Annotated in this window: 1 protein-coding gene; it reads left to right on the top strand. The window is 70.3% G+C overall.

The genetic code is table 11. The features are described from left to right. Positions 1–543 (top strand): TolC family protein (locus BGN95_RS04515; RefSeq protein ID WP_286771758.1); only part of this gene is annotated, 543 nt, incomplete at both ends.

Here is a 543-nt window from a genome sequence, read left to right on the forward strand (position 1 = left end):
GCGCACGCGCCGATCTGCGCGAGGCGCGCGCCGCCGGGCTACCGCATATCGGCGTCGGCGCCAATCTGACCAGCAACCGCCAGTCGGACAACCGCCCGTTGCGGGGTGCGCATCAGCCCGATCTCTATGGTGCTGAGACGATCGGCGGATCGATCGACTTCGACCCCGATCTGTGGGGCCGGGTGCGCAATTCGGTCGCCGCAGGCAAGGCCGAGGCGGAGGCGAGCCGCGATCTGATGGCCGATGTCCGGCTCAGCCTGCAGACCCAGCTCGCGCTGACCTATATCCGGCTGCGCGGGCAGGATCGCGAGCTGGCGCTGCTCCGCCAGACGGTCGCGGCCTATAACCAGGCGGATCAGCTGGTGCAGCGCCGCTTCACCGGCGGGATCGCCTCCGGGGTCGATACCGCGCGCGCCGGATCATTGCTGGAAGAGGCGCGCGCGCAGACCGAAGACGTCCGCGCCGCTCGCGCGCTCACCGAACATGCCATCGCCAGCCTGACCGGCAATCCCGCCTCGGCTTTCTCGCTGCCCGAAGCGGCGA

Origin of the sequence: Sphingomonas sp. 66-10 (assembly GCF_001897045.1) — a bacterium.
Classification (GTDB): domain Bacteria; phylum Pseudomonadota; class Alphaproteobacteria; order Sphingomonadales; family Sphingomonadaceae; genus Sphingomonas; species Sphingomonas lycopersici.